This window comes from Tateyamaria sp., from assembly GCF_059783535.1.
Genome location: NZ_JBYNDP010000164.1, coordinates 1 through 7,245, shown reverse-complemented (window position 1 = coordinate 7,245; position 7,245 = coordinate 1). Strand labels below are relative to the sequence as shown.

The following is a 7,245-nucleotide window of genomic DNA, read 5'->3' as shown; positions in this document are numbered from 1 at the left end:
CGCAAACCCGCCCGAAGAGTCCAAGCTAAAAGTTTGATAATGCGTAAATGTCCGAGCGCCGCTATTGTTAACAAAACAAGGGCGATCGAGGATTGTTTACGAAATGAGCAGGCATTTTTTCCAAACTGGACGCACAAGAATCCATGCCGCGGGTGTGATTCTTGCGGGCATGTTATCCGTGGCTTCAACGGCACAAGCAGAGCCAAGCCATGGCATAGCTATGTATGGCGACCCTGCCCTTCCACCGGATTTTGTGGCACTTCCGCATGCAAATCCTGATGCAATCAAGGGTGGTGCCATCACGCTTGCCAATACGGGCAGCTTTGATTCGCTCAATCCCTACATCCAGAAGGGCAACGTACCCTGGCAGCTGCGCTTTCTGACCCATGAAAGCCTGATGGGCCGCAGCCGGAACGAACCCTTTGCTCTTTATGGTCTCCTCGCCGAATCGATTGAGACGGACGAGGACCGGTCCTGGGTGGAGTTCACCCTTCGCGAAGAGGCGCAATTTTCCGACGGCAGCCCCGTGACTGTCGAGGATGTGCTGTGGTCCTATGAAAAGCTCGGCACCGAAGGGCACGGTCGCTATCGCAGCCTTTGGGCGCAGATCGAAAGCCTTGAACAAACCGGCCCGCGCAGCATCCGCTTCACCTTCAACACGGAAAACAGGGAACTGGCCCTGCTCGCCGGGATGCGTCCGATCCTTCAAAAGGCGCAGTGGGAGGGCAAGGATTTTGCCAATTCCACAATCAATGATGTGCCCATCGGTTCCGGCCCCTATGTGGTCAGCGGTTACGAAGGGTCGCGCTATGTCACTCTGACCCGCAACCCCGACTACTGGGGCAACGATCTGAACTTCCGCCGTGGCACGTTCAACTTCGATGAGATCACCATCGACTTCTACGGCGATGGCGACGTGGTGTTGGAGGCCTTCAAGGCAGGTGAAATCTCGGCCTGGCGGGAATTCAATGCGGAAACATGGAACAGCGAATATGACTTTCCGCGCGTGCAGTCTGGCGATGTGGTCAAGACTGAAATCACCCACCAGAAACCCTCCGGGATCACCGGCTTCGTGATGAACACTCGCCGCGCGCCCTTCGATGACTGGCGTGTCCGCGAGGCGCTGATCACGGCCTTCAACTTCGAATACATCAACGACACGCTGACGGGCGGTGCACAGCCCCGCATAACCTCCTACTTCTCGAACTCACTTTTGGCGATGGAACCGGGCGCCGCCAAAGGTCGCGTCGCCGAATTGCTTGCCCCCTTCAACGGCAAATTACTGCCCGGGGTGATGGAGGGATACGCCCTGCCTGAAAGCGATGGCACCTTGCGCAACCGCAGGGGCTTGCGGCGGGCGATCGGTCTGCTGGAAGAAGCGGGTTGGACCACGCAGGACGGCAAGCTGCGCAACGCAGACGGTCAGGCCATGCGGTTCACCATCCTGCTGGATCAGCAACGGACCGAGGATCGGGCGATCTCCAACCTCTACATCCAGGCGCTGGAACAGCTCGGCATTGATGTCACGGTTGATCTTGTCGACGGCGCACAGTTCACGGCGCGCGAAGACACGTTCGACTTCGACATGACCTACATCCGCCGTGCACTGTCGCTGAGCCCCGGCAATGAGCAGTGGTTCTATTGGGGAACCGATGCCGCGGTCGAGGATGGTTCAGGCAACCTAATGGGTGTGCAGGATCCGGCCATCGACGCCATGATCACCGCCATGCTGACTGCAACAACGCGGGAAGACAGTATCGCAGCCGCCCGCGCACTCGACCGTTTGCTGATTGCCGGGCGCTATGTGGTGCCGTTCTGGCAATTCACGACTGGTCGCATCGCCCATGTCGCAGAGATGAAACACCCCGAAGTGATCCCGCTGTACGGCGACGGGCCAGACTGGATGCCGCAATTCTGGTGGTGGGACGCGAACTGACGCTCGGCCACTGACATGACACAAAAACTCTGGGCCGAAGGTCTGGGCACCGCGCTGCTTCTTATCGGCGTGGTCGGCTCAGGCATCATGGGCGAGGCGCTTGCAGGCGGAAACGTCGCCATCGCCCTACTGGCCAATGCGATCGCGACCGGCTGTATGCTTTACGTGATTATCACCGTGCTGGGTCCGATCTCCGGCGCGCATTTCAATCCAGCGGTCACGCTGACCTTTTGGTTGCGGGGCGAGATCTCCACGCGCCCTGCCCTTGGTTATGGGGTTGTGCAGATAGCAGGTGGAATCCTAGGCGTCTGGGCCACGCACCTCATGTTTGATTTGCCCGTCTTGCAAAGCTCAACAACCTTGCATCGGACCGGGCTCGCGCAATGGTGGTCCGAGGGCTTGGCCACCTTCGGATTGCTCTTTGTGATCTTCGGCGGCCTGCGTTCGCGCCCCGAGGCGGTACCGACTTTGGTCGCAATCTACATTACAGGCGCCTACTGGTTCACAGCCTCAACCAGCTTCGCAAATCCGGCAGTCACGATTGCACGCGGATTTTCCGACACGTTTGCAGGCATTTACCCGGGGCATGTGGCAGCCTTTGTAGTCGTGCAGCTTCTGACCGCCCTGATCGCGCACCCCATCCTGCGCAAACTGCTCCTGATCAAAGGTTGAACTGTCGCGAATTTGCAATATTGTCTGCCGCGGGGTGGATGTCTGGCCCGCAGCGGGATCTGCAGGCCGCCACGCGTATGCACTGCACGTGGTAAACCGAAGATGATCGGGGGTATACATGAACTGGAACGATCTGACCCGCAATTGGGCGGACAGCTATCACGCGCTACGCCAGGAATTTCCGAAACTCGAAGCCAGCGCGATGCCCTTTCTCAAAGCCGACCAGGACCGTTTCGAGAGTTATCTCGCCGCAACCCATGACATGTCGTTGAAAGAAGCACAGGACGCGTTCGACGCATTCCTGTCACAGCGCGCCCAAGCATTATACACGGCCTGATCGCCCTCAGGCGAGCGACGTCACCCACAAGATCAAAGCATCTTCGTCGCTGACAGACACCACGTTGTGGCCCATGGTGGCATCATAATAGGCGCTATCGCCCCGACGCATATCGACGGGTTCATAAAACTCGGTATACAGGCGGATGACTCCGGTCAGCACATATAGGAATTCTTCGCCATCGTGCCGCACCCAACCATCGAATTCGTCCATCGACCGCGCACGCACGCGCGCGCGATAGGGCAACATCTGTTTCTTGGTCAGCGTCTCCGCCAGCAACTCGTGCTCATATGTTACAGTGGCCTGCGCATTTCCCTGCCCCGATTGCGTCACCACCATACGGCCGTTGATCTGACCCTTCTCCGGCGGCGTGAACAATTGCGGCACGCTGATCTCAAGACCGATGGCAAGTTTCTTGAGCGCCTCATAGGTGGGCGACATCTGGCCGTTTTCGATCTTGGACAGGGTCGAACGGGCCAGTCCGGCCTGGTTCGCCGCCTGTTCCAGCGTCCAGTCACGCGCCTTGCGCAGCTCGCGCACACGTGCGCCCAGATCCAGCGGTTCGGCTGTTTCGTCCTGGCCCGTAGAGCGGGCGATCTGGATCAGTGTCTTGGGATCTTTTCCTTGCATGACGACTTCTATAGGACGCGGGCCCAAGGCTTGCAACGCCACCCATGCTGAGTGTCGTCAACAGTGGCCCGATGGCGCCCTGCCCGGCATCATTCAACATGGCGGCACATGTGCTTGGCCGCGCCGACATGCAGCCAAAGAAGGTCGCCGTGTCTGTGGTCAGCGGCGACCAGGTAATATCCATGACCTACGAAACTCTGAAACGCGCCGTTCTGGGTACGGGCGGCGGGTTTCTAGAGGCAGGATGCACACCAGGCGATATCGTGCTTCTACGCCTTGGCAACACAATCGACTTTCCCATCGCATATCTTGGCGCCTTGGCCGTGGGCCTCGTCCCCGTCCCCACCTCAGCCGCACTGACAGAGCCAGAGGTCGCACAGATCGTCTCCGAACTGCGCCCCCGGCTGATCCTGCGGGACCCCGACGTGACAACGGCACCCGGCGCACCAGAGATTGGCGTGGCCACTTTGCAGGCCCTGCGCGACCATCCGCCCGCCGAGTGGCACATGGGCGATCCAGACCGTCTGGGCTATGTGATCTATACATCCGGCACGTCAGGCCAGCCCCGCGCGGTGGCCCACGCACACCGTGCGATCTGGGCACGACAGATGATGCATGATGGGTGGTACGGGCTGAGCGCCGACGACACGCTGATGCACGCAGGTGCCTTCAATTGGACCTACACACTCGGCACCGGGCTGATGGACCCATGGTCCGTTGGGGCAACCGCTCTCATTCCTGCCGCAGGCACACTGCCAGAGGCACTCGGCCCCCTTCTCGCCACGCACAAGGCCACGATCTTTGCCGCGGCACCAGGCTTTTATCGTCAGATGCTGGACCGCGCGGAGTTGCCGGCTTTGCCACATCTGCGCCATGGCCTGAGCGCCGGGGAAAAGCTGCCGCAGACCACTCTGGAGGCATGGCAGAACGCGACCGGTACAAACCTGTTCGAAGCCTACGGCATGTCCGAATGCTCGACCTTCATCTCAGCGAGCCCCGCACATCCGGCCAAGGCCGGGACGCTGGGCCAACCCCAAGACGGACGGCAAGTTGCGATCCTGGGCGATGACGGTCCTGTGCCGCGCGGCACGCCCGGCATTATCGCGGTGCACCGCTCTGACCCCGGCCTGATGCTGGAATACCTGCACGCCCCGGACGACACCGCCGCCCACTTTGACGGTGACTGGTTTCTCACCGGCGATATGGGCGCGATGGATGAGGACGGACAGATCACCTATCTGGGCCGCAATGACGACATGATGAACGCAGGCGGCTATCGCGTCTCCCCGCTCGAGGTCGAGGGCGCCCTGGCCGATGCGCCGGGTCTGACCGGCGTTGGTGCCACTCAGATCGAGGTCAAGCCGGGCGTCTTCATCATTGCCGCCTTTTACACCGCGGCGACCCCACTGGACGAGGACGAGTTGCGCGCCTATGTCGACACCAAGCTGGCGCGGTACAAGCAACCCCGCGCATATGTTCACCTGCCAATGCTGCCCACCGGCGCGAATGGCAAGCTGGTTCGGCGGCGGCTGCCATTGTTCTGGCCTAAAGAAACGAAAGTCACTTGATGCCCGACTCGATCAAGCTTGATATCATGTCCGATCCGATCTGCCCCTGGTGCTATATCGGCAAGGCCCATCTGGATCGCGCGCTGGAAGCACATCCAGACCACCCATTCGTGATCGAATGGCATCCCTTTCAACTGAACCCTGACATGCCTGCCGAAGGCATGGATCGGCGCGCATATCTGGAAGGCAAGTTTGGCGGCAAAGAAGGCGCAGTCCGCGCCTACACACCCGTTGTGGAACATGCTGAGAAAGCGGGACTCAAGATCGACTTCGAGGGCATGAAACGCACGCCAAATACGCTGGACGCACACCGTCTGATCCACTGGGCCGGGATCGAAGGCAAACAGACTGCAGCGGTATCATCCCTGTTCAAAGCCTATTTCGTCGAAACACGGGACATCGGAGATCACGATGTTCTGGCTGACATCGCCGACAGTATCGAAATGGATGCAAGCGTCGTGCGGCGCCTTCTGGCCTCCGACGCAGACCGCGAGGATATCTCGGGACGAGACGCACACAGCCGCCAGATGGGTATCCAGTCGGTACCGACTTTCATCGTAGCCAATCAACATGCGGTGCCGGGTGCACAACCGCCCGAACTTTGGGCAAAAGTTATCTCGGAATTGCGCGAAGGCGCGGCCTGACGGACTCAATCGATCACAATTTTACCAATTGATCGATTTTCAACCGTAAGTCGTTGCCATTCTCGGTTTATGATGGTCAATGTGGCGCTGAATCGCGTCACCAGAAGCCGAAAAGGGCCGTATCGACCTTGACGAAACCCGAAGGACAACGACTGGGGAAAGTCGAATTCATCACCTTGATGGCGATGATGTTCGCGACCATTGCGTTTTCCATCGACGCGATGCTGCCCGCCCTACCGTCGATTGCCAACGAAATCGCTCCTGGTGGTGTCGCGCAAGCCGCATTGGTGATGACCTTTTTCGTGATCGGTATGGGACTGGGTACCTTTGTCACCGGTCCCTTGTCGGATGCCATCGGGCGCAAGCCTATCGTGTATTTCGGCCTTGCCGTTTATGCCTTGGGTGCGGTTCTCAGCTGGATTGCCCCTACGCTTGAACTCATGCTGGCAGCGCGGATTCTGCAGGGTTTGGGCGCCGCAGGTCCGCGTGTCGTGTCCGCGGCCATCATCCGCGACCTCTACTCAGGCCGCGCCATGGCCAGCATCCTGTCACTCACAATGATGGTGTTCCTTCTGGTGCCCGCCATTGCCCCGCTATTGGGCAAGGTCATCATGGACGCCGCCGGATGGCGGGCGATTTTCCCTGCATTCCTGCTCTTCGCAGTGCTGCTGCTGTTCTGGTTCGGCATGCGTGTGAACGAAACGCTGCCTCAAGCCAACCGTCGTCCCTTGCGCTGGCCACTGATGAAAGACGCTGTGCGGCAGATGTTTGCACACCGTACCGTACGTCTGTCGATCTACGTCCAGACGCTCATGTTGATGATCCTCTTTTCGATCCTCACCATGGTGCAGCCGATCTTTGAGACGTCCTTTGATCGGGCCGACAGCTTCCCGCTGTGGTTCGGGGCCATCGCACTTGCATCTGGCGTCTCCAGCCTGCTCAACGCTGCCATCGTGGGGCGGTTCGGTATGCGCAAACTCGTTACATGGGCACTGACTGCTCAAGTTATCATTTCAACCGTCTTTGTGCTGTGGATGATGGCCGACATGCCCGGCGTGTTCTGGTTCTACATCTTCTGGCAATGGGGCGTGATGTTCCAGGGCGGCCTGACCGTGGCCAACCTGAACGCCATCGCAATGGAGCCGATGGGCCATATCGCAGGGATGGCTGCCTCTGTAATCGGTGCCGTATCAACCGTCCTTGGCGCGGCGCTCGCGTCGCCTGTCGGACTAATGTTTGATGGCACGCCAATGCCACTGGTTGCGACGGTTCTTATTGCCTGCCTGATCGCGTCCATCCTGATGCAAATGATGCGACGGGCAGAACAGGCGATCGCCTAGGCTTTCGCCTTCTTCTTTTGAATGACCTTTTCCGCCAGATCCCTGGCAATGGCGAACGCGCCCTTGATCTTGTCGCTGTCCTTCTTCCAGTCCCGGCGCACGACGATCTTGTTGTCTT

The 7,245-nt window shown here is 59.4% G+C and carries 7 protein-coding genes; 6 read left to right on the top strand and 1 reads right to left on the bottom strand.

What is annotated here, in order from left to right:
- Window positions 1–169 precede the first annotated feature (169 nt).
- The 3 genes from AC6RA8_RS19985 to AC6RA8_RS19975 all read left to right on the top strand — a co-directional run bounded on the left by AC6RA8_RS19985 (window position 170) and on the right by AC6RA8_RS19975 (window position 2,945).
- On the top strand, window positions 170–1,936 hold the full coding sequence (locus AC6RA8_RS19985; RefSeq protein WP_500355214.1) for an extracellular solute-binding protein: 1,767 nt from the start codon (window positions 170–172) through the stop codon (window positions 1,934–1,936).
- A gap of 15 nt (window positions 1,937–1,951) precedes the next feature.
- Window positions 1,952–2,608: an aquaporin gene (locus tag AC6RA8_RS19980; protein WP_500355213.1), complete on the top strand. Its 657-nt coding sequence runs from the start codon at window positions 1,952–1,954 to the stop codon at window positions 2,606–2,608.
- Window positions 2,609–2,726: 118 nt separating this feature from the next.
- On the top strand, window positions 2,727–2,945 hold the full coding sequence (locus AC6RA8_RS19975; protein ID WP_500355211.1) for a hypothetical protein: 219 nt from the start codon (window positions 2,727–2,729) through the stop codon (window positions 2,943–2,945).
- Window positions 2,946–2,951: 6 nt separating this feature from the next.
- Here the strand turns inward: AC6RA8_RS19975 and AC6RA8_RS19970 are convergent, their stop codons facing one another.
- The gene (locus tag AC6RA8_RS19970) at window positions 2,952–3,575 is read right to left on the bottom strand and encodes a helix-turn-helix domain-containing protein (protein WP_500355209.1); all 624 of its coding nucleotides are present in this window, start codon (window positions 3,573–3,575) and stop codon (window positions 2,952–2,954) included.
- Between the two features lie 44 nt (window positions 3,576–3,619).
- On the opposite strand from AC6RA8_RS19970, the gene AC6RA8_RS19965 reads away from it, so the two are divergent.
- The 3 genes from AC6RA8_RS19965 to AC6RA8_RS19955 all read left to right on the top strand — a co-directional run bounded on the left by AC6RA8_RS19965 (window position 3,620) and on the right by AC6RA8_RS19955 (window position 7,127).
- Window positions 3,620–5,143, top strand: coding sequence for a class I adenylate-forming enzyme family protein (locus tag AC6RA8_RS19965; RefSeq protein ID WP_500355207.1), 1,524 nt, complete (start codon window positions 3,620–3,622; stop codon window positions 5,141–5,143).
- Window positions 5,143–5,787 carry a DsbA family oxidoreductase gene (locus AC6RA8_RS19960; protein WP_500355205.1) on the top strand — a complete coding sequence of 215 codons (645 nt, stop codon included), beginning with the start codon at window positions 5,143–5,145 and terminating at the stop codon, window positions 5,785–5,787. Before AC6RA8_RS19965 ends, AC6RA8_RS19960 begins: the two co-directional genes overlap by 1 nt.
- 128 nt (window positions 5,788–5,915) lie before the next feature.
- Window positions 5,916–7,127, top strand: coding sequence for a multidrug effflux MFS transporter (locus AC6RA8_RS19955; RefSeq protein WP_500355203.1), 1,212 nt, complete (start codon window positions 5,916–5,918; stop codon window positions 7,125–7,127).
- The last annotated feature ends 118 nt before the right edge of the window (window positions 7,128–7,245 follow it).

Excerpts from the sequence above, each read along its gene's own strand:
- AC6RA8_RS19985 (WP_500355214.1), top strand. The coding sequence starts at position 170 with ATGTTATCCGTGGCTTCAACGGCACAAGCAGAGCCAAGCCATGGCATA.
- AC6RA8_RS19980 (WP_500355213.1), top strand. The coding sequence starts at position 1,952 with ATGACACAAAAACTCTGGGCCGAAGGTCTGGGCACCGCGCTGCTTCTT.
- AC6RA8_RS19975 (WP_500355211.1), top strand. The coding sequence starts at position 2,727 with ATGAACTGGAACGATCTGACCCGCAATTGGGCGGACAGCTATCACGCG.
- AC6RA8_RS19970 (WP_500355209.1), bottom strand. The coding sequence starts at position 3,575 with ATGCAAGGAAAAGATCCCAAGACACTGATCCAGATCGCCCGCTCTACG.
- AC6RA8_RS19965 (WP_500355207.1), top strand. The coding sequence starts at position 3,620 with ATGCTGAGTGTCGTCAACAGTGGCCCGATGGCGCCCTGCCCGGCATCA.
- AC6RA8_RS19960 (WP_500355205.1), top strand. The coding sequence starts at position 5,143 with ATGCCCGACTCGATCAAGCTTGATATCATGTCCGATCCGATCTGCCCC.